This window comes from Flavobacterium succinicans LMG 10402 (genome assembly GCF_000611675.1).
In the GTDB taxonomy this organism is placed as follows: Bacteria; Bacteroidota; Bacteroidia; order Flavobacteriales; family Flavobacteriaceae; genus Flavobacterium; species Flavobacterium succinicans.
On the sequence record NZ_JATV01000002.1, the window covers coordinates 209,512 to 235,367 of the forward strand.

General features: G+C 35.5%; 20 protein-coding genes. 13 read left to right on the forward strand and 7 right to left on the reverse strand.

Annotated elements, in window-relative coordinates; genetic code table 11:
- The first annotated feature begins 174 nt into the window (after nt 1–174).
- Together purU and AO58_RS0102445 are read left to right on the forward strand one after the other, a co-directional pair.
- Nucleotides 175–1,029, forward strand: a complete 855-nt coding sequence (gene purU, locus AO58_RS0102440; protein ID WP_024980181.1) for a formyltetrahydrofolate deformylase — start codon at nt 175–177, stop codon at nt 1,027–1,029.
- A gap of 32 nt (nt 1,030–1,061) precedes the next feature.
- Nucleotides 1,062–1,778 carry a DUF4197 domain-containing protein gene (locus tag AO58_RS0102445; protein WP_024980182.1) on the forward strand — a complete coding sequence of 239 codons (717 nt, stop codon included), beginning with the start codon at nt 1,062–1,064 and terminating at the stop codon, nt 1,776–1,778.
- Nucleotides 1,779–1,972: 194 nt separating this feature from the next.
- On the opposite strand, the gene AO58_RS0102450 is transcribed toward AO58_RS0102445, so the two are convergent.
- The 5 genes from AO58_RS0102450 to prfA all read right to left on the reverse strand — a co-directional run bounded on the left by AO58_RS0102450 (nt 1,973) and on the right by prfA (nt 8,579).
- A complete protein-coding gene (locus AO58_RS0102450) occupies nt 1,973–2,758 on the reverse strand; it encodes an alpha/beta fold hydrolase (protein WP_024980183.1) in 786 nt (261 codons plus the stop codon).
- A 147-nt stretch (nt 2,759–2,905) separates the two neighbouring features.
- Entirely contained in the window at nt 2,906–3,709 is an 804-nt protein-coding gene (locus AO58_RS0102455) for an ABC transporter substrate-binding protein (protein ID WP_024980184.1), read from the reverse strand.
- 517 nt (nt 3,710–4,226) lie between these two features.
- On the reverse strand, nt 4,227–5,048 hold the full coding sequence (pyrF, locus tag AO58_RS0102465; protein ID WP_024980185.1) for an orotidine-5'-phosphate decarboxylase: 822 nt from the start codon (nt 5,046–5,048) through the stop codon (nt 4,227–4,229).
- 114 nt (nt 5,049–5,162) lie between these two features.
- Nucleotides 5,163–7,361, reverse strand: a complete 2,199-nt coding sequence (locus AO58_RS0102470; RefSeq protein ID WP_024980186.1) for a DUF5723 family protein — start codon at nt 7,359–7,361, stop codon at nt 5,163–5,165.
- Nucleotides 7,362–7,502: 141 nt separating this feature from the next.
- Complete coding sequence (prfA, locus tag AO58_RS0102475) at nt 7,503–8,579, reverse strand: peptide chain release factor 1 (protein WP_024980187.1); 1,077 nt, start codon at nt 8,577–8,579, stop codon at nt 7,503–7,505.
- 482 nt (nt 8,580–9,061) lie between these two features.
- Between prfA and AO58_RS0102485 the strand changes: the two genes are divergently transcribed.
- The 3 genes from AO58_RS0102485 (at nt 9,062) to AO58_RS0102495 (ending at nt 12,029) form a co-directional block, all read left to right on the forward strand.
- The gene (locus tag AO58_RS0102485; RefSeq protein ID WP_024980189.1) at nt 9,062–10,951 is read left to right on the forward strand and encodes an ATP-dependent nuclease; all 1,890 of its coding nucleotides are present in this window, start codon (nt 9,062–9,064) and stop codon (nt 10,949–10,951) included.
- A 564-nt stretch (nt 10,952–11,515) separates the two neighbouring features.
- On the forward strand, nt 11,516–11,770 hold the full coding sequence (locus AO58_RS0102490) for a type II toxin-antitoxin system Phd/YefM family antitoxin (RefSeq protein WP_024980190.1): 255 nt from the start codon (nt 11,516–11,518) through the stop codon (nt 11,768–11,770).
- A gap of 1 nt (nt 11,771) precedes the next feature.
- Entirely contained in the window at nt 11,772–12,029 is a 258-nt protein-coding gene (locus tag AO58_RS0102495) for a Txe/YoeB family addiction module toxin (protein WP_024980191.1), read from the forward strand.
- Between the two features lie 239 nt (nt 12,030–12,268).
- Here AO58_RS0102495 and AO58_RS0102500 read toward each other — a convergent pair whose 3' ends face one another.
- Together AO58_RS0102500 and AO58_RS0102505 are read right to left on the reverse strand one after the other, a co-directional pair.
- On the reverse strand, nt 12,269–12,625 hold the full coding sequence (locus AO58_RS0102500) for a helix-turn-helix domain-containing protein (RefSeq protein WP_024980192.1): 357 nt from the start codon (nt 12,623–12,625) through the stop codon (nt 12,269–12,271).
- A gap of 2 nt (nt 12,626–12,627) precedes the next feature.
- Nucleotides 12,628–12,957 (reverse strand): type II toxin-antitoxin system HigB family toxin, encoded by a 330-nt coding sequence (locus AO58_RS0102505; RefSeq protein ID WP_024980193.1) that lies wholly within the window; start codon nt 12,955–12,957, stop codon nt 12,628–12,630.
- 381 nt (nt 12,958–13,338) lie between these two features.
- On the opposite strand from AO58_RS0102505, the gene AO58_RS0102510 reads away from it, so the two are divergent.
- The 8 genes from AO58_RS0102510 to AO58_RS0102545 all read left to right on the forward strand — a co-directional run bounded on the left by AO58_RS0102510 (nt 13,339) and on the right by AO58_RS0102545 (nt 25,728).
- A complete protein-coding gene (locus tag AO58_RS0102510) occupies nt 13,339–15,645 on the forward strand; it encodes a DNA topoisomerase 3 (protein ID WP_024980194.1) in 2,307 nt (768 codons plus the stop codon).
- A 145-nt stretch (nt 15,646–15,790) separates the two neighbouring features.
- Nucleotides 15,791–16,267 (forward strand): DUF6265 family protein, encoded by a 477-nt coding sequence (locus AO58_RS0102515; RefSeq protein WP_024980195.1) that lies wholly within the window; start codon nt 15,791–15,793, stop codon nt 16,265–16,267.
- Between the two features lie 184 nt (nt 16,268–16,451).
- Entirely contained in the window at nt 16,452–18,584 is a 2,133-nt protein-coding gene (locus AO58_RS0102520; protein WP_024980196.1) for a TonB-dependent siderophore receptor, read from the forward strand.
- A 69-nt stretch (nt 18,585–18,653) separates the two neighbouring features.
- Nucleotides 18,654–19,793 (forward strand): PepSY-associated TM helix domain-containing protein, encoded by a 1,140-nt coding sequence (locus AO58_RS0102525; RefSeq protein WP_035717252.1) that lies wholly within the window; start codon nt 18,654–18,656, stop codon nt 19,791–19,793.
- Between the two features lie 171 nt (nt 19,794–19,964).
- On the forward strand, nt 19,965–21,479 hold the full coding sequence (locus AO58_RS0102530) for an ankyrin repeat domain-containing protein (RefSeq protein WP_024980198.1): 1,515 nt from the start codon (nt 19,965–19,967) through the stop codon (nt 21,477–21,479).
- 98 nt (nt 21,480–21,577) lie between these two features.
- The gene (locus tag AO58_RS0102535; protein WP_024980199.1) at nt 21,578–22,057 is read left to right on the forward strand and encodes a DUF2271 domain-containing protein; all 480 of its coding nucleotides are present in this window, start codon (nt 21,578–21,580) and stop codon (nt 22,055–22,057) included.
- A gap of 111 nt (nt 22,058–22,168) precedes the next feature.
- Complete coding sequence (locus AO58_RS0102540; protein WP_024980200.1) at nt 22,169–24,352, forward strand: PepSY domain-containing protein; 2,184 nt, start codon at nt 22,169–22,171, stop codon at nt 24,350–24,352.
- A 383-nt stretch (nt 24,353–24,735) separates the two neighbouring features.
- A complete protein-coding gene (locus tag AO58_RS0102545; RefSeq protein ID WP_035717254.1) occupies nt 24,736–25,728 on the forward strand; it encodes an FAD:protein FMN transferase in 993 nt (330 codons plus the stop codon).
- Nucleotides 25,729–25,856: the final 128 nt, after the last annotated feature.

The window sequence follows — 25,856 nt, forward strand, 5'->3', positions numbered from 1 at the left end:
GTTAGTTTTGGTAAAAAAGGATAACTAATCGCAATAGAATCAAAAGAAAACGTTTTCTTTTGATTCTAAAACAAACAAGATTTTGTCCTCAAATAAACAAAAAAATAGTCATTCAGTACGTTTAATGATAAAAACATTTTAAAACCTAGCAATAAAGCACAATTAAAAGAAAAAATGCAAAAAATTACCATCCTCATACATTGTAAAGATCAAAAGTCAATTATAGCCTCAGTTACCAACTATATCGCCTCGATAGAAGGAAACATTATTTATTTGGACCAACACGTGGATGCCGATGAAAATGTTTTTTTTATGCGATTGGAATGTGAATTAGAGTCGGAAAAATGGCCTATCGACGCCATAAAAGCTGATTTTGAAACCAATCTAGCCCTTCCATTTGATATGGATTGGAAAATTTATCCGCAACAGCAAAAACCGAGAATGGCTCTATTTGTTTCTAAATACGATCATTGCTTATACGATATTTTGGGACGTTATAGTGCTGGTGAATTACCACTTGAAATCCCTGTAATCATTAGCAATCACGAAGATTTAAGAAAAGTAGCCGAACAATTTGCTATTCCTTTTTATTGCGTTCCTTTCACCAAAGAAATTAAAGCAATAGGCGAAAAAGGACAATTAGAATTATTAGCTCAATACAATATCGACTTCATTGTATTGGCGCGCTATATGCAAATCATTACCCCTAAACTGATTGAAAAGTACCAAAACAACATTATCAATATCCATCATTCTTTCTTACCCGCTTTTCCTGGGGCTAAACCTTATCATTCAGCATTTAAACGCGGCGTAAAAATCATTGGCGCTACTAGTCATTATGTAACCGAAGGTTTGGACGAAGGCCCAATCATCGAACAAGATATTGCTCGTGTAACCCACAGCCACTCTATAGAAGATTTTATTATGAAAGGACGTGATTTAGAACGAATGGTTTTGGCAAGAGCCATTAAATTGCATGCAGAACGAAAAACTATGGTGTATAACAACAAAACTGTAGTATTTTTGTAGCCTTTTCAATTAAAAAACCCCAAAAAATCCTAATGAAGAAATTTTTATTCCTACTTATTTTATTCCCTGTTATTAGTAATGCTCAACTCAAAAATATTCTAAAACAATCATCCGAAACGGCAACTGGCCTTTTAAACAAAAAAGGAACTGTAGATATTGCTGCTGGACTAAAAGAAGCTTTAAACAAAGGAATCACCGAACAGGTATCGAAATTGACGCAAGTAGACGGTTTCTACAAAAATGAATTGGTCAAAATCGTAATGCCAGAAGAGTTAACCAAAGTCGACAAAACATTACGTAAACTAGGAATGGGTTCGCTTGCAGATGACGGAATTAAAGCCCTAAATAGAGCCGCTGAAGATGCCGTAAAAGAAGCAACTCCCGTATTTGTAGCTGCTATAAAAAACATCAAAATTGCAGATGCCAAAACCATTTTGATGGGCAATGAAAATGCAGCAACAACCTATTTACAGCAATCTACCAACAAAGAATTATATGCTAAATTCCTTCCTGTAGTACAACAATCCATCGGAAAGGTTGGTGCCGATAAAATTTGGAATGGAATCGTTCAAAAATACAATACGGTTCCCTTGGTTTCAAAAGTGAATCCTGACTTAAATGACTATGTTACCAACAAAACCTTAGAAGGAGTATTCAAAATGATTGCTGTAGAGGAAAAAAACATCAGAACTAACTTAAAATCAAGGACTTCACCTCTATTAATAAAGGTGTTTTCATTACAAGATTAACATTTTATAATAAGAAAAAATACCTTAAAAAAAAACCCGTTTTAAAGGTTAACTTATTGACAACAAAGTAATAACAAAAAATTAACAACATCACCTCGACTTTATGTCGACCTTTGCAGAGTAATAAACTGGTTATTTATTATTTGGTTTTGGTTAGTTATAAAAATGTCGACGTCCTTGGATGTCGGCATTTTTTATTGCGCTGAAGTTAAAAAAGATAGGACTGCCGAGTTGAATACTACAGGTTGCTCAACATTCACCACGTGACCACATTTTTCTATCACAAAAAGCTTTGAAGAGCGATAGTGATTTTCGACAACTTTTCGAACAGAAGGCAAAAACATATAATCTTCTTCTCCCATAACGTAAAGTGTTGGAATATTTAGTTCAACTTGTCTGAACCATTTCAAAACTGGATTGATTTCGGCAGTCAATTTAAACCATTTTATAAACTCTTTTTGGTATAATTTTTTCGCCTCGTTGATAAACATAATACGAGATTGTTTATGACTTTTTTTAGGCATAATGACAAAGGCAAAAAAACGATACAAGACCAAATAAGGCAATACATACTTAAAAGCATTACCCAAACGCATCAAAATTTGTGAGCGGAAATTCATTTTCAAAATGGCACCACCCAAAATCATACTTTGTACTTTTTCAGGATACATTTCGGCCAACTGACGGATCAAAATCGTTCCTAATGAAATGCCTACAAAATGAGAACGTTCAATTTTTAAATGCTCCAAAACCTCCACGATATCATTCGCCAAAGCCGAAAAAGTATATTTCTGTTTAAAAGCCGCTTTAAGTGTGGGTTTAGATTCCCCATGACCACGTAAATCCAAAAGTAAAACATTGTAATGCTTTTGAAAATCTCGAATTTGCTTAAACCATATCGAAGAACTACCTCCCGCTCCATGAACAAAAGTTACCCATTGCGTAGTTGTATCGTTCTTGTATAGCGTGTAGTTAAGCATATATCTTTTTTTGGTAAAAATAGAATAATATTTTCATAAACCAATCCCAACATCACAATACACCATAAAACACAAAACCCATCACGATGCATAACGCTAATAAACACTGCAAAACTCGGTAAAACATAAGGTTTACGCCAAGAATTCTTACTCCGTTAAGATCGTTTGATGAAATAGTTTAAAATAAGAGATCGCCTTCAACAATCGACTGCCGTGCCAAGAAAAATATTCACCATCGACTAAACGTATTTTGGCATTAGGGAAAAATGAAGTGAATTCGGCTACATCTTCATTCTTAAAAGGATAAGGTTCCGAAGAAAGCAACACCAAATCAACAGCATCATATCGAGTTGACGCATCAACAGCTATTTCGGGATAACGGGATTGTGTTCCAAAAAAATTATCAAATCGATTCAATTGTAACAACTCGTTGATAAAAGTACCTGAACCTGCTATCATATAAGGCTTTTTCCAAATAAAATAGACTGCGTTTTGAGTAGGAATAGTTGCTATAAAAGTTGTAAAATCAGCCAACTCCAAATGAATACTTTCATTCAAAATTTTGGCTTCAGCAGTTGTATCGAAAAGCAATCCAAAATCCGTAATCATTTGAAAATTATCTGCAATCGTAACCACATTCGTCACCCAAACTAGCGCAATTGCTGAAAGTTCTTGCACCATTTCCAGCGTGTTTTCTTCTTTGTTACAGATAATGATATCAGGTTGTAAGGCTTTTATTTTATCAAAATGAACTTGTTTAGTACCGCCAACTATTTTCTTGGTTGTAAGCAATTGTTTTGGATGCACACAAAACTTGGTGATTCCAACGATTTGGTCTTCCAATCCTAAATCAAACAACAACTCCGTTTGTGAGGGAACCAACGATACAATTCGACGAGGTGTAGATTCCAAAAAATGAGAAGTACCGATTTGATCTGTTAGTTGTTTCATACTGATTGAATTTAACCGCAAAGGACGCAAGGATTTATGCAAGGGCCGCAAAGTTTAAAATAATAGCTTTGTGCTGCTTCGTGAGTTCTTAGTGTTTCTTCGTGGTAAAAAACTTAACCCCAAAGAGCACAAAGACTTACACAAGGTTCACAAAGAAAAAACTTCAATGACCTTAAATGCCTTAAATGGTTTAAAAAACTTAACCGCAAAGGTCGCAAAGGTTTACGCAAGGGTCGCAAAAAAACTTCAATGACCTTAAATGCCTTAAAATGGTTTGATAAACTTAACCACAAAGAGCACATAGACTTACACAAGGTTCACAAAAAAACTTAAATGACCTTAAATGCCTTAAATGGTTTGAAAAATTTAACCGCAAAGGACGCAAAGATTTACGCAAGGGTCGCAAAGAAAAAACTTCAATGACCATATATGCCTTATATGTTTAAAAAAATAACCGCAAAGCACGCAAAGGTTTAAACAAACAATATTAAACCTTTAAACTTTTAAACCTTAAACTTTAAACATTTAACCTAAGAATCTCCTCCATTTCCTGTTGCATTTTCAAAGCTTCTGCTCTTGCAACTTCGGCAAAATCTTCTTTATTCGAAGCATAAATAATAGCACGAGACGAGTTGATTAACAAACCAACTTGACTATTCAATCCGTATTTGCAAACCTCAGACAGACTGCCGCCTTGTGCGCCAACACCAGGAACCAACAAGAAGCTATCAGGTACAATTTTACGAATTTCAGTAAAGTATTCAGCTTTGGTCGCGCCAACCACATACATCAAGTTATGACTGTTTTTCCACGATTTTGAGGTTTCTAAAACCTGTTTGTACAATTCTATACCATTTACCGATAAGGTTTGAAAATCAAAAGCGCCTTCGTTAGACGTCAAGGCCAACATTATGGTGTGTTTGTTTTCGAAAGCTAAAAATGGCTCTACCGAATCTTTTCCCATATACGGTGCCACCGTGACACTATCAAAATTCAAATCCTCAAAAAAGGCTTTGGCATACATTGAAGACGTATTCCCAATATCGCCACGTTTTGCATCCGCAATCGTAAAGAGTTCAGGATAATTCGCATTGATGTATTCAATGGTTCTTTGCAACGACTGCCAACCTTTTATGCCATACGCTTCAAAAAAAGCCGTATTGGGTTTGTAGGCCACACATAAATCGTGAGTCGCATCAATAATGGCTTTATTGAATTCGAAGATTGGATCTTCTGTTGCTAATAAATGTGGTGGAATTTTATTCAAGTCAACATCTAAGCCTACGCATAGAAATGATTTTTTGATTTTGATTTGTTCTAGTAGTTGTGATGTTGTCATTTCTATTTTATTTTAAGCGCGTTAATTGAAGAACAATGGTACTTTTTGAGAAGTGGTGCAAAAATAAAAAAAGCCATTCAATTAAGAATGGCTTTTTATTTAGAATTACAAAAATTATAATTTTCCTTCGTAGATAGTTCCTACGTGAATCACTTCGGTTCTTCTATTTTCGGCTCTACCTTTTGCTGTTTTGTTACTGGCAACAGGTTTAGTCGCACCATAACCTACATAAGTTAAATTTGCTGGATTTACTCCTTTGGCTACCAAAGCATCCATCACCACTTTGGCTCTTGCCTCAGAAAGTTTCTGATTGGATTTTGGATTACCTACATTATCCGTATGCCCTTCAATAGAGAATTTTGCATTTGGATAATTTTTAATGATTTCTTTGATAGCATCCAAACGTCCGTCGGTAGCGCCATTATCTGTATTTTGTAACACCGCTTTTCCGGTCACAAAAAACACTGCTCTTGCCTGAACTTTTAGTTCTTTCAATACCTCTTTGGTAACTTCTGGACAACCTTTATTACTTGCTGGTCCAGCCACAGTAGGGCATTCATCCTCTTTGTCATTTATTCCATCTTTATCCGCATCGTAAATTGGGCATCCTGCATTTTCGACTAATCCTGCTTCGTTTGGACATTTGTCGTCTTTATCAAGAACTGAATCACCATCGGTATCAGGCCAAGGACATCCTTTATTTTCAACTGGTCCTGCTACTGTTGGACAAGCATCAACATTATCCAAAAGCGTATCCTTATCCGCATCACCCCATGGACAACCGTTGTTTTCTACAGGACCCACTTCGGTTGGACATTTATCATCTTTATCTACTACTAAATCTCCGTCGGTATCAGGCCATGGACAGCCTTTGTTTTCAATTGGTCCCGCAACTTTTGGACACTTATCCAATTTATCTAAAACATCATCTCCGTCTCTATCTTTAAATTTCTTTTGAAATACAGGATATTTAAAACCTAAATAAAAATCCAACCCTTTTGAATTACTAGAAACTAAATTGGTCAAAACAGAACTAGAACCTACAAAAAGAGGTCCAAATCTCAAAGAAGATCCTACTTGTGTCCCTGTGTATTGCATATAACTAACTGGAATAGCATAGGTAAACCATCTAGTCTCGAAACGAGGCGTTAAAACCACCGCATTTGCAATACTGTTTGTATTCACAGCCGTTTTATTCACCAAACTAATATCACTATTCAAGTTCAAATAGAATTTGTTATGAATATGCCAATCAACATTTGCATGTAAAGCAGTTGGCAAATTGGTTTTGATTCCCGTTGTAGAAGAAACTTTAGTATAATTAGCATTTAAAAACTCATACACATCCCCAATATCATCGATCATCTTTTGAGTAACTGCCCCCGTAACATTGTACGTATCTTGTTTCGCTTTCGAATAATTTATGGATCCAATATCTGTAATAGAAAAACCAAAACGTAATTTATATTTGTTCAACGTCTTGAATTTATTATCTACAGCTTTAGCTTTACTTACGTCATATTGATCATAATTAGGTCTCCATTCATATTGAAATCCTAAATCAAATCCTAAACCACTTGAGTTGGTATCGAATTCTACCTCCGAATTGTTTTCAAAATCCTGACTACCCCCAATAGTTACTAAACCGTTTGTGGCCAAAACACTTAAATCTGGATTGGTCGAATTTTTAACAAAAGCAGCTGATAAATCTTTAGTATTGGCGTAACCGTTTACACCACCTTGTAAATATTTAATCGTAAAACCACCTTTCAAGAAGTTTTGTCTTTTATTCAAAATGACACCTGCGTAAGACAAACCAACTTCTCCCCAAGTATTTGAAACAGTGTTTAAACTCCCAACAGAATAAGCAAAATCATTCGAAGAGTCAAGCCCTTCCTTAACTTCATTAATCAAATTACCATTTGCATTGACTACATTGGTAAAGGATCTAACTCTAGTAAAAACAGCAATAGCATGCTTTGGCGCAATGTTAAACATAAACGAAGGCCCTAAAAAGTCAACATTGATAACCGCATTGTTTTTGAATGAAGGAGTAAATTTTGATTGACGGTCAAAATCATAATTTTCTTTGTAGATATCGGTGATTTTCACCCCATACAAATCATTTCCTACAGCAGTACTAATGGAAAACAAATTAATATCCGTTTTGAAACGTGAATCCACTATGGAAGCTGGGTTAAAAAGCACTCCATGAATTCCAGTATAATTATCCGAAGAATATCCTACATAAGATTGCGCATTAGCAGACGATACAGCTAACAATAAGATAAAAAAAAGTAATTTTTTTTTCATTGAATTGGTTTTGAATTGATTAAAATTTAAATTATGTAATATTTAATAAGATTTAGATTATCTAAATATAATAGGCACAAAAAAAACATTTACTTAAATGAAATTAAGTAAATGTTAATCTTTTTTTTGAGCAGCTCTTTATTAAAAAACCTCGCTAGCTTCTTTGAGTTTTTCCATATTGTTCACCAATTGTAATTCGGCTACAATTTTCTGAATATCACCGTTCATAATGTTACCCAAATCATATAAGGTCAAACCAATTCGGTGATCGGTTACACGACCTTGAGCGTAATTATAAGTACGAATTTTAGCAGAACGGTCACCTGAACTCACTTGCGACGTACGTTTTGAAGCATCTTCGGCTTGTTTTTTGGCCAATTCCATTTCGTACAAACGAGAACGCAATACGTTCAACGCTTTGTCTTTATTCTTATGTTGTGATTTTTGATCCTGACATTGCGCCACCAAACCAGTTGGAATGTGCGTCAAACGAACGGCAGATTTGGTCGTATTTACCGACTGTCCACCAGGTCCTGACGAACAGAAAAAGTCCACACGAACATCGTTCATATCAATTTGTACATCAAATTCCTCTGCTTCTGGAAGCACCATAACTGTGGCTGCCGAAGTATGCACACGTCCTTGTGTTTCTGTTTGTGGTACACGTTGCACACGGTGAACACCCGCTTCAAACTTCAAAGTTCCGTACACATCCTCTCCTGTAACCTCAAAAATCACCTCTTTGAAACCACCCGAAGTTCCCTCGTTCATATCCACCACTGAGGTTCTCCAACCTTGACTTTCACAATATTTAGTGTACATACGGAACAAATCTCCTGCAAAAATACTCGCTTCATCACCACCCGTACCCGCACGAATCTCCACCATCACGTTTTTCGCGTCTTCAGGGTCTTTCGGAATCAACATAAATTTGATTTCGTCTTCCAATTGTGGTAAACGCTCTTTTGCTTCATCCAATTGCATTTTGGCCATTTCCACCATATCGGCATCACTACCATCAGCAATAATTTCGTTAGCCTCATCAATATTGGCTAAGACAATAATGTATTCTTCTCTTTTTTCAACCAAGGCTTTAATGCTCTTGTATTCCTGATTAAGCAGTACATAACGTTTTTGATCCGCGATAACATCGGGCTGAATAATCAAATCCGAAATCTCGTCGAAACGCTGTTTTACATATTGAAGTCTATCTAACATATTCTTGTCCTTATATTTTGGACGGCAAAAATACAAAAAAGAAAGCAATTTACAGAAACCCCTTTTCAGATTTTTTTAGGAGCTTAATCCTGCTCTCCGCTATATCTGTGGCTCTGAACCCCAGAGCCACAGGATGCCGCTCCCATCAGGGCTAGAAACGTTAGAAATTAGAAATAAGAAGTTAGAGATTAGAAGTTATGTTGATGGAAAACTATCCATAACGAAACCCAAAGTACTATTAATATGGAAAACCCAAATCCTTGCAGTCATAACTCCCCTCTTGAGAGGGGCTGGGGGTGTGTGTTTTTTATCCCAAACTTCAAAAACAAAACAAAGACAATAAATTTTGTAATGAAAATTGTATATATTTGAAAAGCTAATGCGCTATGAGACTTATCATACCTATCTACGCAAAATTGGATTGCTTAGAATGATTTTGTCAGACCTGTAGGCAATTTAACAGCAATTTAACATAAAACTAAATGATAAGCATTCCAATTACGATTAACCTTACTGAACTATGGACAACAAAAACTTTTTCAAAAAATGAATGGGGAGAAATCAATTTAATTGTCGGACCAAATGGTACAGGAAAATCCTTATTTGCTGATCAACTAAAAAAACAATTAGATACTAATGGCTACAAAACAAGACTTTTAAATGCTGAAAGACTAAGTGGATTAGAAAAGCAAGCTTATTCTAGTTTTACTTCAAATGGATTAGGCTTACCATTAACAAAAGGATTTGATTTATCCAAAACTGATGACTTAAAAAAACAAGGAGAAAATTATGGGCTATCCGCTTCCGCATTTGTAATTTTAAAGGAACGTTTAGATGTTAGAATAAAAATTGAAGCTTTATTATCTGATATTTTCAATAAAACAATACGTTTAGTTGAAGAAGGCGGTTTTCTAAAGCCTAAAATTCAGAATAATATTGGAGGAGCTGAATACGGATTAAAAGAAAGTGAATGCCACGGACTAAAAGAGTTAGTGACTCTTTTAACTTTCTTATATGATGAAAGTAAAAATTGTCTAGTTCTTGATGAACCCGAGTTACATCTTCATCCACAGTTTCAATCATTTTTTTTAAGCGAGATTAGAAAGTTTGCTGGCGACCCCAAAAGTGACCCAAGTAAAAAACTTTTCTTTATTATAACTCATTCTCCATATTTTCTAGATTTACGAACTATTGATGATCTAAAAAGTATACTTGTATGCCACTACAATCAACCACCGAATTTTGTGGAAGCACTAGAAGAACAAGATGAATATATCTTAAAAAAGTTTTTGCCAAGATTTAATACGCATCACAAGCAATTTTTCTTTTCTACAAACCCCGTATTTGTTGAAGGATATACAGACCAACAAATAATAACTTTATTGTTTGACAAATTAAATTACAACATTAGTGCTTCTGGTTCTAGCATAATTGATGTAGGTGGAAAAGATGAATTAGCAGTATTTTTTAGGCTTTGTAATAAACTTCAAATAAAAGCGAGAATAATTGCTGACTTAGATGCTTTATTCAAAGGAAAATTAAGGGAGATTGCACAAGAAAGCTTAGAATGCAAAACTTATGTTCAAAATGAAGGATTAGGTACAGATTTAGCAAATCTTATTGGAGACTTAGAACGAAAATTAAAAGAAATTGCAGATGATTTAATAGCTAAAAATTCGACAGATAATGACATAATCCACTTGATTGATTTTCTAAAACCTATATCTCAAATATCGGATAAAAGACACACAGTTATTACTGCACTGCTAATCGGATTACTAAAATTTAAAGAGAAAATTATTTTTGTTGTTTCTGAACAACAAAAAGCAAAAATTAATTTTATAATACCTCGTTTTTATCAATTATTAGAGGCATTAAAGTCAGCTAACATTTTTATTTTCCCAAAAGGAGAAATAGAAAATTATTATACCCAAACTTCTCTTGATTATTTAAATTTCTCAGACAAAGATAAAAATTCATCTTTCCACACAGAAAGAGAATATATTCTAACAAGTAATGACAATATTGAACTTGAAGAAAATTATCACGAGCTTATTCCTATATTGAAAGCTTCTGTTCCTCAAATAAAAGTTAATTTAAGTAAGCATCTAAAATATCAAGTTGTTGAATGGATTCAAACCGTACAAAGAGCAATTTCAAAAGGAGATATAACAGAAATAGAAGGACTAAAAACAAATGCCAAAATTGATTACAAATTATTTAGTCAGATAATCCAAGTAGAATCATTGGAAATCGAAGATGACAAAAGATTTATTTGTAAACTAAAAATAAATAAATCCCTAACAAGCATCGACAAAGAAATTGAATTTAATGAAAAGACAATTCCTCACGATTTTGAGTTCACAATATAAACTGCTCCTAACACACGCTACAAGCAATTTGGTTTTTAGGCTTAATTTAAAATTGGTTTTGTATTTGGAGACTTGCCAAAGCTATTCAATGACGAATTATGCAATTGATAATGCCTTAAATCCTTATAAAATAAAAATGATTAGAAAAAGTAAACCTTAATAATTATGAAAAAAACATTTTATTTATTGTTGCTTATATTTATCTCTTGTAGTTTGAAACAAAACAAGACAAACCCGATAGCGCGGATTTGCAATCCATGCCTACCATCCGCTGTCCCAAGTGTTCTTGTGTATAAATAAATTTCTTGCGTGTGCTGCGCGAACGTCTCTGACTTCGGGCCGTTTTACATCGTGTTGTAAACCGTAAATATGATAAAAGTCTCCTGACTTTTTAAGGGAATAGCTTTAGAATGATTTACGTGCCAAACCCCTAAACATTTTTGACTACGTTTTTTCTAAATCAATAAACGAAGTTTTTTCACAGACTTACGTTGGCGGCAATAATTTGACAAATATTGTGTAAAATCAAATATTGTACATACATTTGTACAAATTACAATAATTATGTTGGTAGCAAATATTTCAGATTTCAGAAAAGATATTAAATCTTACTTTGATAGAGTAGCATTAAACTTTGAAACTCTAATTATAAATCGTGGAAAAGATTCAGGGATTGTTGTTATTTCACTTGAAGAATACAATTCACTGATTGCAACAAATCATGAATTATCAAACAGAACTAATGAAAGTAGGTTAGATGCTGCAATTGATAAATTTAAAAGTGGTAAGTCATTTTCTAAAGACTTAATTGAGGATTAAAATGAAATATGTTTTTGTTGATGAATCTTGGGAAGATTATTTATACTGGCAAAAAATAGACAAGAAGAAAGTTAAAAAAATAAATGACCTACTCAAAGATATTTCTAGAAATCCTTTTGAAGGAATAGGAAAGCCCGAAGCATTGAAGCACAAGTATGCAGGATTTTGGTCAAGAAGAATTGATGATGAACATAGATTAATCTACAGGTTTATTGATGATGAAATTCAAATTGTCAAATGTAGACATCATTACGACTAATAGTACCCGAACTGTTCTTAATTTATGAATAAATTTCTTGCGTGTGCTGCGCGAATGTCTCTGACTTTGCACCCGATAGCGGGGATTTACTTCGTCAGTTCGCTATCGCTTGGGAGCAATCCTTGTCTACAACTTCAAGCATAAAAAGCAAAAAGCTACCAGAGACAATTCCTGCAGCTTTTTTTTATTTATAAAAACTCGTTACCAATAGCCGTAACGCTATTGAAACCTATCAATTTTCAAGCTTTATGCAAAAAAACTTCGGCTGGAAGGCTAAAAAAAATTTTAAGCTTTTGCGCCATTTTCAAGGTAATTTCACGCTTTCCAGAAAGAATGGCTGAAACGTGTCCTTTGCTTCCAATGATGGACTCGAGATCTTTGGCTTTGATTCCCATTTCTTCCATTTTATATTTAATTACTTCCAATGCATCCAATTCGGGTAATTGATGGTGTTTTTCATCATAATCTTTGACCAAAACCAGTAGCAAATCGAGTTCGTCACCTTCTGCTGTATTTGGTTTCGCGTGAAATAGCTCCATCAATCGTATGGATGCTTTTGTATAATCTTCCTCGGTTTTTAGTACTTTCCAGTTCATCTTTATTGCTTTTTATAGTTCAAAATTGCTGTGTCAAAAGCAACAGTTGCAACATTTATTTTATCGTATTCTTTGTGCGTTCCAAACCAAATTACATAACAAGCGGTCTGAAGAAAATTAATCGAAACCACTAATCTAAAATCATTCCCTTTTATATTGAAAACAACCCTTTCGTTATTGACTACACTCGCATTTCCATAAACTCTTTTGAGCTCATTGAAATTTTGAAAATCTTGTTTGGAAAATTCATTGTACCAAATCAATAATGGCATTTTGGAAATGGGATATTTTTCGGTGTAAAATAAAACGGTTTTCTTTACAAGGATTTTCATTTAACAAATGTATTCAAAAGTTTTCAATTTGCAAACTATTTGTTTTTTTTAAGTATTTAACAACTAAACAACACATAAACATAACCCGAAAGCGGGGATTTACTTCGTCAGTTCGCTATCATGTAGGCTTTATTACAAAAAAAAATCTGTTTTTTATGTTATGAAAAGGAGACGTTCTTGTCCAGCCCTGATGGGAGTGGCATCCTTTGCTGCCGGGGTTCGGCAGGAAAGATATAACGGACAGCAGGAGGATTCGTGAGGGTAAACTATTGTTGCTGCTCCTAAGTACAACCAAAAGATTCGTTCATAACTCCTGCCTGTTTTGATGGTTTCTCAATTTCTAAATTCCTAATTTGCGCCTTCAAAATTAATAAAGAAAAAATGAAGGTTTGTATTGCCGAAAAACCCAGTGTTGCTCGAGAAATTGCCACCATATTGGGCGCGAATACCAAGCACGACGGGTATTTTGAAGGTAATGGTTATGCGGTAACGTATACGTTTGGGCATTTGTGTACCTTAAAAGAACCAAACGATTATTGGCCTCACTGGAAGAGTTGGGATTTGAATAACTTACCGATGCTTCCAGAAAAATTTGAAACTAAATTGGTGCAGAATTCGGGAATTCAAAAGCAATTCAACATCATCAAAAGTTTGTTTGACAAAGCTACAGTTGTGATTAATTGTGGTGATGCTGGACAAGAAGGAGAACTCATTCAGCGTTGGGTAATGAACGAAGCGAAGTACAAAGGCGAAGTACAACGTTTATGGATTTCGTCTCTAACCGCAGAGGCTATTAAAGAAGGTTTTCAAAACCTAAAACCAGCGTCACAATATGATAATTTGTTTTATGCGGGTTTCTCTAGAGCCATTGGTGACTGGTTGTTGGGGATGAATGCCACGCGTTTGTACACCGTAAAACACGGTGGTTACCAACAAGTATTGTCAATTGGACGGGTGCAAACTCCTACACTGGCGATGGTTGTAGAACGCTTCAAAGCGATTGAAAATTTTAAACCTCAGCCCTATTGGGAATTGCAAACCTTGTACAGAGAAACGCTTTTTAGTTATGAAGAAGGGCGGTTTTTGAATAAAGACGAGGGAGCGGTTTTGGCCAACAAAGTTAAAGAAAGTGATTTCGAAATTATTAGTATCGATAAAAAGAAAGGCAATGAATATGCTCCAAAACTTTTTGATTTAACGGGATTACAGGTGTATTGCAATACCAAATTTGGCTTTTCGGCGGAGGAAACTCTTAAAATTGTTCAGACTTTATACGAACAAAAAGTAGTTACTTACCCTAGAGTTGATACTACTTTCTTGCCCAACGACATTTATCCAAAAGTACCCGCTATTTTGCAAAACTTAACGCAATATGCTGCACTGACTGAACCGCTGTTGGCAAAAAAGATAAAAAAATCGCCCAAGGTATTTAACGATAAAAAAGTGACCGACCACCACGCCATCATTCCTACTGGCGTGCAGAGCCATTTACAATTCAATCAGCAGCAAGTATATGATAGCATTGTAAAGCGTTTTATCGCTGTGTTTTATGACGATTGTTTGGTGGCTAACACTACCGTAATTGGTAAAGCAGCCGAGGTACATTTCAAAACTACTGGGAAGGAAATCTTAAAGAAAGGATTTCGTGTTGTTTTTGATACTTCGACTCCGCTCAGTACAAATGCCAAAGAAAAAGAAGCAGACCTCCTTCCGAATTTTGTGGTTGGCGAAAAAGGACCACACCAACCCTCCTTTTTAGAAAAGGAAACCAAAGCGCCCAATCAGTTTACCGAGGCTACACTGTTGAGAGCTATGGAAACCGCAGGCAAACAAGTAGACGACGAGGATTTACGAGAATTAATGAAAGAAAATGGTATTGGTCGTCCTTCTACTCGCGCGAATATTATCGAAACGCTCTTTAGACGAAAATACATAGTCCGCAATAAAAAACAAGTTTTGCCCACACCAACAGGAGTGCAATTGATTGATACCATTCAGAATGAATTGATAAAATCAGCAGAGCTCACAGGAACTTGGGAAAAGCAATTGCGCGACATTGAAAAGGGCACCTATACGGCTTCGGCTTTCATAAAAAATATGAAGCAAATGGTGGATAATTTAGTCTATGAAGTGAGAAGCGAAACCAGACGTGCCAATATTTCGCACGCCGCAAATGTTCCAAAAATCGAAACTGTTGTAGTGAAAAAGAAAGCGGCAGGAATTTTGGCAGCCTTATGTCCTAAATGTCAAAAAGGAAATTTGATTAAAGGAAAATCGGCTTATGGTTGTAGTGAATATAAATCGGGTTGCGATTTTGTACTTCCCTATGTTTTTGAAGGTAAAAAGATTTCTGAAAGTCAATATTTGCGCTTGCTTCAAAAAGGATCAACTGTAAATTTAAAAGACTTTAAAACCGATGCAGGATCAGTTGAGGGTTTAATCCGTTTTGAAGAAAATTTCAAACTCAAATTAGAACCAAAGAAAACCGAATTAAAAAAGACACTTGATACTTTAACTTGCCCAAAATGCAAAAAAGGAACAGTGCTAAAAGGAAAAACGGCTTACGGTTGTAGCGATTATAAATTGGGTTGTGATTTTAAAGTTACTTTTGAAAGGGTTAGAGAAAAACTAAAAGATCAAAAACCGACAAAAGAACTGGTATATTCTATTTTAGAGAAAAGCATTTAATTCTATTCAACCGCAAAGTTCACAAAGAATTACGCAAAGTTCGCTAAGCGTTGCGTTCCTTGCGCTAACTTTGTGATCTTTGCGGTTAAGAACGCAAACTTTTTTCATAAATTAGCGCCATCAATCCAAACAAAAAATTTGCATCATGTTTCAAAAAACGACACTTTTATTGGTCTTTGTAGCACTTGCGTCCTGTAACAACAACGCGAACAAAAATGAAAAAATCAAAGCTTCGCAATGGTTGTTGGGCAAATGGACCCAGCAATCTGAACAAGGAATTTTAGAAGAAACATGGAAATCTGTAAACGACAGCACCTTTGAAGGCACTTCGTATTTTATAAAAGGGAAAGATACATTGCACAACGAAATTATTGTGTTGCAACAAAATGGCCCTCATTTTATTTACAAAGCCACCATCAAAGGTCAAAACAATGACCAAACCATTGCGTTTCCGTTAACTTCAGCTACAGATAAAAACTTGGTATTCGAAAACCCTAAACACGATTACCCTCAAAAAATAACATATCAATTAGCAAAAGATTCGACTTTGATCGCCAAGATATCAGGGATTCAAGCGGGGAAACCTTCGGCTGAAACCTATACTCTGAAAAAGGTAAAATAACACTATCCCTATTCTTTTCATACCTCGATTCTAAAAAATCGAGGTTTTTTTTATCCGTAAAATACTATTGTTGAAACGGATAGAAGACTGTATTTGTTTTTATTTTTATTTATTCTAAATAAACTTTGATTATATCAAAGAGGCTTTTATATTTGCAATATTATTTTTAATTAATCTAAATAAAATGAATAAAATACTACTAGCCACAACCGCATTGTTATTAAGCAATGCTTTTTATGGTCAAATCACCGAAAAAGATACCATTAACAAATTAAAATCAGTAGAAATTAGCAACAAGTACAAATACAAAAGGGAGAAAAGTACGACTGTTGCTAAAATGCCACTGAATAATATCGAAAACCCACAAGTGTACAACACCGTTACTGGTGAGTTGATGAAAGAGCAATTGGTTACCAACTTTAATGATGCGTTAAAAAATGCCACAGGAATTTCTCGTTTGTGGGAATCAACCGGAAGAGGAGGCGATGGTGCTGAGTACTTTTCGATGAGAGGATTTGCTGTGCAACCCACAATGATTAATGGTCTGCCAGGGATTAATAACGGAACCATAGACCCTATAAACATCGACAATATCGAAGTGATAAAAGGACCTTCTGGAACTTTATTTGGAAGCAGCCTCATCTCTTACGGAGGGTTGATTAATGTAGTGACCAAAAAACCATTTCAAAACTTTGGCGGAGAAGTAAGCTATACTTCAGGATCCTACGGACTCAATCGAGTAACTGCCGATGTAAATATCCCATTAAACCAAGACGCTTCAATTCGTGTGACTTCGGCTCATCAAAAAGAGAATTCGTTTCAAGATGCAGGTTTTGCGAAATCCTTTTTCTTAGCACCTTCGTTGAGCTATAAGATAAATGATAAATTGTCTTTCTTAATTACAACCGAATTTACCAATCGCACTTCTGCCAATGCACCAATGATTTTCTTAAGCCGATTTGCGCCTTTGTCATTTAATTCGATAGCTATTTTTGAAGACAATTACAAAAAATCATATACTTCGAATGAGTTAACGATCAACAACAACAGTTTCAACTTACAAGCACAAATGTTGTATAAGCTTTCTGAAAAATGGACTTCACAAACTGTATTATCAAGAAATAATAGCAAAACAAATGGTTATTATTCCTATTTGTGGGATTCAGCCAATGGAAATGAATTCACCCGATTCATTTCAAAAAGAAATGGTGAAACCTTAGGCACGGACTTGCAACAAAATTTCATCGGAGACTTTAAAATTGGCTCCTTAAGAAATCGTTTGGTCGTTGGTGCTGATTATTTAAAAATCAATACCATCAACGGAAGTACTGGTTGGGTTGGCAATGGTAAAGTATCACTTGTGAATCAAACCGATACAGGAGATGTTACCCAAGCAGGCGTTGATAAGTTACTCGTGGGTTCTTTCGAAGGTAACACAGATGCACAAACCGAAGTCTTGAGTGCATATGCCTCTGATGTTTTAAATATTACAGATCAACTTTCGGTTATGGCAAGTTTACGTATTGATAATTTCAAATCGTCAACAGCTAATGAAAGTAATTCTCAAACAACTGTTTCTCCAAAATTTGGCGCCGTGTATCAAATCATTGAAAACAAAGTCTCTGTTTTTGGAAATTATATGAATGGATTTACCAACGTGGCTCCAAAAGAAGTTAGCAATGTTGACGGAAGTAATCCAAGAATGAAATCTTTCGACCCCGAACACGCCAATCAATATGAATTTGGATTAAAAACCAATCTGTACAAAGACATCATATCAGCATCGATTAGTTACTACAATATTGATGTAAAAAACAAACTAATGACCAATCCAAACAACATCAACGATTCTTTTCAGGGCGGTGAAGTGAATAGCAAAGGAGTAGAAATTAGTTTTACAGCAAATCCAACCAAAGGACTTAACATCATCGCTGGCGTGAGCAACAATAAAAGTGAAATAACCAAAGACAACCCTGGAGATGGTTATTTAGGATTTAGACCAGAAGAAGCGGGACCAGAAACATTAATCAATCTTTGGGCAAATTATACCATTCCATCTGGCGCATTAGAAGGCTTTGGCTTTGGTCTTGGCGGAAATTATGCTAGCGAATACAAAACATTAAACAGAAGTACTACAGGCACTTTTGCTTTACCAGATTACACCGTGTTGAACACTGCTTTGTCTTACAATCACGATAAATTCAATTTTGTTTTAAAATTAAATAACGTATTGAATGAGAAGTATTTTTCTGGTTGGTCAACGGTAACCCCTCAACGATTAAGAAGTCTTACCGCTGGATTATCGTATAAGTTTTAGTTTTCATAATTGCTATTGTTTTTGTTTAACAAAACTCCTCATTTCGGTGAGGAGTTTTAATCATTTAAAATGAAAAAAATTAATTTTAAAAAAAGCATTCGACTACTGCATCTTTGGCTGGGCTTGGGTTCAGGAATTATTGTCTTTATCATAGCTGTAACAGGTTGTTTGTATGCTTTTCAGGAAGAAATTCAGAACATTACACAAGAATACCGCTTTGTAGAAAAACAAAAAGTCCCTTTTCTTTTGCCTTCGCAATTAGTACCAATTGCTAAGAAAGAATTGCCTAACAAAGTCTTACATGCCTTAAAATACAATACTCCTGACCAAGCTATAGAAGCTATCTTTTATAATTATGAACCTACCTATCATTATGTGGTATACTTGAACCCCTACTCGGGCAAAGTACTAAAAGTAGCCAATATGGAAGATGGCTTTTTTAGATTTATATTAGATGGTCATTTCTACTTGTGGTTACCTCATGAAATTGGACAAGTTGTAGTTGCTTCTGCTACTCTTATCTTCCTTGTACTACTTGTATCTGGTTTAATTTTATGGTTTCCAAAAAACAAGAAAGCAGCCAAACAACGTTTTTGGTTTCGATGGAAAGAAGGTCTAAAATGGAAACGAAAAAACTACGATTTACATAATATTACGGGATTTTATGTTTCAGCAATCGGTCTAATCTTTGCCATAACAGGACTCGTTTGGGGATTTCCTTGGTTTGCTTATGGCTATTACAAAATAATAGGAGGAGAAAAGTCATTACTCTATGAAGACCCCGTCTCAAAAGAAGTAACACTAGCAAAAAAAATAGAGAACCCTTTGGACAAAGTATTTCTGCTCATGCAAGAACAATACCCGAAGGCCGCTTATATTGAAGTACATCCACCTGAAAACCGAAAAAGCGCTATAGCTACTAATGCTAACTTAGAAAAAGGAACCTACTGGAAAACCGATTATCGCTATTTTGACCAAAATACATTAGAAGAAAAAGAAGTAACTCACATCTACGGAAAATTATCTAAAGCAGATACATCAGACCAATTACTGAGAATGAATTATGATATTCACACAGGAGCTATAATGGGATTAGCAGGTAAAGTTTTTGCTTTTTTGATTAGTTTATTAATCGCCACATTGCCCATTACAGGTTGCCTGATTTGGTATGGCAGAAAAAAGCTAAATAAAACAAATATTTCGCTTTAAATTATGAAACTCCATTAAACCTTTTGCCTTTATTTGCATCTAAACAAGCATATAAAAAACGGTGCATAAAAGACAAATAAATATTGGTAGCTAATTTTTTATTTTTACTTTTGCTATTATTTTTATTTATTCTAAATAATACTCTAACCCTATCGTTTTACTTTTCCAAATATGAAAAAATACTTTATAACTCCATTAGCATTTGCTGTTACTTTATTATGCAGTGCCCAACAAAAAAATAGCTTACTCGATCAGTCCTTTTGGAAAAACGCACCAGATGTTGCAGCGGTAAAAGCCGAAATAGAAAAAGGCAATAATCCTGTAGCAAGTAATGCAAACGCCTTTGATGTGACCACTATCGCTATCAATTCAAATGCACCGACAGAAACTGTCAAATTTTTATTAGAACAAAAAGGAAACCCAGTTACCAAGCTCACTCACGACAGCAGAATTTATCTTCATTGGGCAGCTAATAAAGGTAATATTGATATTGTAAACTATCTACTTTCAAAAGGATCCGACATTAATTTAGAGGATAGTAAAGGCGAAACACCTTTGACTTTTGCTGCTTCAAATGGACAAACGAATCCTAAAATTTATGACGCTTTCTTTAAAGCAGGAATCGATCCTAAACAAAAATATAAAGATGGCGTTACCCTACTTTTAAAGGCAATCGCTTCTGATACAAATTTAACACTTGCTGATTACTTAAGCACCAAAGGTCTTTCACTAAACGACACGGATAATAACGGAATTACAGCGTTTGATTATGCTGCAAGAACTGGAAATATTCCTTTTTTGAAAACACTTTTGAGCAAAAGAGTAAAACCTACTGAAGCGGCCCTTTTAATAGCGGCACAAGGTTCTAGAAGAGAAACAACACCTTTGGCAGCTTATCAATTTTTGGTAGAGGAACTAAAAATCAATCCTAAAGCTACAAACAAATCCAACGAAAACGTGTTGCATTTGGTAGCTAACAAATCCAATCAATTAGAAATTATCAATTATTTTACAGCAAAAGGAGTGGATCCGAATGCAAAAGATAATGATGGCAACACGCCTCTACTCCTTGCATCGGCTGGCAATGACATAGAAGTGGTAAAACAATTTTCTATAACTACTAACAACATTAATGCTCAAAACGCTAAAAAAGAATCTGCACTAACGTTAGCCGTAAAATCGGGTTCACCAGAAATTTTCAATTATCTACTAAGCAAAGGTGCTGATCTTTCGGTGGTGGATAAAGACGGATACACTTTAGGATACTATTTAATACAATCCTATCGTCCACAGTCAACAGAAAGAAGAGGCCCGCAAACTGGAAATGAGTCAAAATCGGATCCGTTTCAAGCTAAAATCACTATTTTTAAAGATAAAGGATTCAATTTGGCTAGTCCTCAAAAAGACGGAAGTACCTTATATCACTTTGCAGTTGTCAAAAATGATTTAGCTTTGATTGAAAAATTGGCCGAACTAAAAATTGACATTAATGCAAAAAACAATGATGGCTTAACAGCTTTACACAAAGCCGCTATGCTAGCCAAAGATGAAACCATCTTGAAATACTTAGTTGCTAACGGTGCACAAAAAGACAGCAAAACAGAATTTGACGAAACTGCATATTTACTAGCTAAAGAAAACGAAACGTTAACCAAAAAGAACATCGATTTAGAGTTTTTGAAATAGTTGAGTTAGTACTTAGTGATTAGTCCTTAGTAACTAGCAAGTAAAGTCAACAACATAATTCATAACTCATAATTCATAACTCATAATTTACCCTCATAATGAAATCATTTTTAAAAATAAGTTTACTCATACTAATTAGTTTTTTATCGTTTCAAGCCACAGCCCAAACTAGCAAATACAAATGCATGTTGCAAATGTCAAATTATGTGGGTGAAGGAGCTTACATTGTGGTATCGTTAATCAATCCAAAAGGTGAATACGAAAAAACCCTTTATCTAATGGGTGATGATAAAAAATGGTACAACACGCTAAAAGAATGGCATAAATACCAATCAAAGAAAAAAGAAAACATTAGTGCCAAAACTGGAGCTTCTGTAACTGGTGGAGACCGTAGCATTACCACTATCGAGATAGAAGATGCTAAAATCAACAAAGGCTACAAACTCCGTTTTGAAAGCGCCGTAGAAGATAACAAATACTATGTTACCGATGCCGAAATCCCATTAACATCCGAAGGTTTAACTGCCAAAACAGATGGTAAAGGATATATCCGCTACGTACGTTTCAATAAAATCTAAAAACATCTTGAAAAAATAGACAAAGTCATTTAAGATTGAGGAATATCCTTAATCTCATTTGACTTCGTTTTTTTTAATTTGTACATCATAAAAACTAAAAGTCCTTTTTCTATGACTCTTTCCTTTTGGCGCTACGCCCATTTGGTCCTAGCGATTTTCTCTTCCCTTTTTTTAGTACTAGCCTCCGTAACAGGTACCATTCTAGCTGTAGATGCCATTCAAGAAAAGATCCCTTCTTACCAGGTTAGTAACTTCGATAAAATTACGTTAGCAGAAACGCTTCCTGTTTTACGAAAAACCTATCCTGAAATAACAGCGGTAAGTGTAGATCACAATCAATTTGTTACTTTACAAGGTATCGATCAAGAAGGTAATGATATTAATGCCTTTGTAGATCCAACCAATGGTAAAATTCTGGGGAAACCAAGTCCAAAAAGCGAATTCATTAAATGGACTACGGCTTTACACCGCTCTTTGTTTTTAAAGGAAACTGGACGATTTATCGTTGGTTTTATTTCATTTTTATTGGCGCTTATTGCGCTTTCTGGATTGGCCTTAATCATTAATCGTCAAAGAAGCATTCGAAGTGTGTTTTCAAAAGTTGTAAAAGAAAACTTCGCCCAATATTATCACATTATTACTGGAAGATTAGCGCTAGTTCCAATACTTATCATTGCGATTACTGGTGCGTATCTTACCCTTGAAAAGTTTCATTTTTTTATAGAAAACGATGCTTCAGCAACCGAAACGGTAGCCCTGCCTTCGTCCAAAAAACAAAATACTTCTATATTCAACACCACACTTTTGTCCGATGTCACCAAAATCGAATTTCCTTTTTCGGATGATCCTGAAGAATACTTTATCATTCATCTAAAAGATAAAGAAATAGAAGTACATCAAATAACTGGAGCTGTAGTTACCGTAAAACCAACGGCAACCACCACACAATTGAAAGACCTAAGTCTCGATTTACACACCGGAAGAACTAGCATTTTATGGGCTGTTGTTCTAGGTTTGGCTAGTATCAATCTGTTGTTCTTTATTTATTCTGGATTTGCGATGACGTTGCGACGCAGAGCCAGCCGCATCAAAAACAAGTTCAAGGCCAAAGACAGCGAAATCATTCTACTTGTAGGTTCCGAAAACGGAAGTACCTTGCGATTTGCCAATGCTGTACAACAACAATTTATTGCTCTTGGCAAAAAGGCGTATCTCGCCGAGATGAATTCCTATACCCTGTTTCCAAAAGCAGAACAATTGCTTCTTTTTGCAGCAACTCACGGTATGGGCGATGCTCCATCTAATGCGAATCAATTTATTGAATTACTGAGCAAAACTACACAAAAACAAAAAATCAAAACCGCTATTATTGGTTTTGGGTCTAAATCCTATGCGGATTTTTGTGGTTTTGCTTATGATGTAGAAGCTGCATTAGCAAAACAAAATTGGAGCGAAACCATAGTGCCGTTAGATACCATAAACAACAAATCAACAGAAGAATTTGTGGCTTGGATTCAGTTATGGAATGCCGTAACTTCCTTACCGCTTGCCACTACTCCATCGCTTTACAATGAAATACCAAAGGGACTAAAAACTTTTGAAGTTGTAGCCAAAACACAAGTGTCCACAGACGAAGATACCTTTTTAGTGAGCTTCAAAACGCCTTGGACGACCAAATTCCAGTCGGGAGATTTGTTAGCCATTTATCCTGCCAACGATAGTAGAGAGCGTTTATATTCCATCGGTAAACACGACGGAAAACTACAATTGGTGGTCAAATTACACGAATACGGATTAGGTTCGGGTTATTTGAATCAACTTGAAATAGGTACCAAAATAAAAGCACGAGTAATCACGAATACCGCTTTTCACTTCCCTAAACAAGCTACCAAAGTTGCTTTAATTTCTAATGGAACTGGAATTGCGCCGTTCTTAGGAATGATTCAAGAGTCGACACCCAAAACGGAAACGCATTTGTATTGCGGATTTAGAACCGAGACTAAAAGCGTTGCCAGTTATACAAAACTAGCCCAAGAAATGATGGAGCAACAAAAACTCCAAAGCTTTAATTTGGCCTTATCTAGAACAGCAAACGGCTGTCGTGTAACACAGTTGGTCGAGCGTGATGCTGCTTTTTTCAAAGCGCTGTTGAATGAAAATGGTGTTATTATGATTTGCGGTTCTTTGACGATGCAAAAAGATGTAGAAAAAGTGTTCGAAACCCTTTTAGAGGAATCCAATACAAGCGTTTCAGATTATAAAGCCAAAGGGCAAATTTTGACCGATTGTTATTAGAATGCCTCACCCTGACCCTCTACAAAGGAACGGGAGAAGCTATTTAAAGATTAATCGTGTTGTAACAATTTCCTGCAAAGTTTTCAAAACCTTGTATTTATCTTTGTTTAATTGAAATACCTACAAGGTCAAAAAGAGACCTTGCAGGAATACAAAAAAAAGAAGCGTCTATGATAGTTTGTAGCGCTTTACATCGTCCCGTTTTTCGATACAATTCGAATGGTTATCAACTCATTTTCTTTAGGAACGGTTGTGTGAGGGATGGTAGTGGAGCTCTTTTTTGAGCATTTTTTTTGCTCAAAAAAAGCGGGAACGTACAGCCCGACCCGACCTTTTCGGGAGGGGCACACCCAAAATCAATATATTTATCTGAAATAAAAAATATGTCACTCAAAAATCTTTTCCTTTTGCTACTCGTTTGGAGTGTTTCGTGTCACAGTCAGGTGCTACGAAAAAAAACGACTTTGCTTATGGGCGGGCGTTTTGACATTACGATTGTTGCCCAAGATTCGGCCACGGCAAAAGAAAATATCGATGCTGTTGTTGCCGAAATCACTCGTATTGAGCATTTGATTTCGGACTGGAAACCCACTTCTCAAGTTTCGGAAGTGAATCAAAATGCGGGTATTCGCCCCGTAAAAGTCGACAAAGAAGTATTTGAATTGACGCAAAGAGCGCTTGAATTTTCAAAGATTACCAAGGGTGCATTTGACATTAGCTTTGCGGCTATGGATAGGATTTGGAAATTTGACGGGTCGATGACCGAGATGCCAACGGCAGAAGCCATTAAAAAATCGGTTGAAAAAGTGGGCTACCAAAACATCATATTAGACTCCGTTCAATCGACCATTTTCTTGAAAGTAAAAGGAATGAAAATTGGTTTTGGCGCTTTGGGCGAAGGCTACGCCACCGATAAATGTCGCGCTATGATGCTTGCAAAAGGCATTCCCGCTGGAATCATTAATGGCTCTGGCGATATGAGTACGTGGGGAACGCAGCCTAATGGCAAACCTTGGAATATTGGCATCACAAACCCTTTTCGACCAGAAAAAATTATGTCTGTCGTTCCCTTAAGGCAAGAAGCCGTAACCACTTCTGGGAGTTATGAAAAATATGTCGTTTTTAATGGCAAACGCTATTCGCACATCATTAATCCCTCTACGGGTTATCCTGCTACGGGTTTGTGTAGCGTAACCGTTTTTGGTCCCAATGCCGAAACTGCGAATGGTTTGAGCACTTCGCTTATTGTTTTGGGACAACAAAAAGGATTGCTTTTGCTCGAAAAATTCGCGGACTACAGCTGCATTATGATTACGGATAAAGGAAAAGCGATTCGGTCCAAAAACTTCAAAAAGAAATTGAAGACGCGATTGTAGCCATTTTCATTTCAATTAAGCATTAAAAAAGCAATCTTTTATCATAAAAAAGAGACATGACGTTACTATAAAATTCAACTCAACAAAAAACACAACCTCACAAACCGTTACTAATCAGTAATTTACAT